1 protein-coding gene is annotated in these 741 nt (G+C 44.8%); it reads right to left on the bottom strand.

Annotation, left to right across the window (positions count from 1 at the left end):
• Positions 1-29 precede the first annotated feature (29 nt).
• Positions 30-191, bottom strand: coding sequence for a hypothetical protein (locus DD616_RS03960; protein ID WP_208871490.1), 162 nt, complete (start codon positions 189-191; stop codon positions 30-32).
• Between the last annotated feature and the right edge of the window lie 550 nt (positions 192-741).

The raw sequence follows: 741 nt of genomic DNA, 5'->3' as shown, positions 1-741 counted from the left end.
ATTGAGGCAAACAAAGAACCTTGCCTGTTTTACGGCTTGAGTAAACCACGAATTTTAGGGTAAAAATGCTCATTTGCCGACAACACAAAACGAATGGCCGGAGAAATCCCAAAAGATTGAATCCCTAAATTTACCTGAGTTGCATAACGCCCGCTTAAGGGGCAGCCAACGCCACGACCAACTTTCCGCATAACAACGTAACCACAAAAACCAACGCATTATAAAAATGCCACGCGTTGGCTGTCCCTCTTGAAGCGTTTGTTATGCTTAAGCTTCAATGACTTACGTTTTACCTAAACCAAGAGTAACTCAGCTTTGATGCACAAACAAAACCCAAAAACCAAAAAACTTAAATGACTCATGATTTTGAAAATCAGACTTTGAACTTTGGCAGCTAAAACGAAAAAACCTAAGATCAAGTTGCTTATTGAGCCAACTGGCCTAATCTCGTGCTTGCCCGAAAATTGACTGAGGCAACTCTCAGAATTTTTAGCGCCCAAGAATGGATGTCCAGAAAACAGCGCCCGCTGAAGCCAATTTGCCGACGAGCACAAAACTCACAAGCCAAGGGAATAAAGAACAATCATAAACCACTGATTTTGGGTGATTAAGCATAACGCTCGGCTAAGGGGCTGACACCGCACCACCGCACTCAAAAAACCCCACCGTAACCACTGAACTTCAATCTTGCCCTACAGTCGCCACGCGTTGGCAACCCCTCTTGCGCCGCTTGTTCGCTGC

Origin of the sequence: Vibrio anguillarum (genome assembly GCF_003390515.1) — a bacterium.
Lineage (GTDB): Bacteria > Pseudomonadota > Gammaproteobacteria > Enterobacterales > Vibrionaceae > Vibrio > Vibrio anguillarum.
This window is presented reverse-complemented; position numbering and strand designations above follow the sequence as displayed.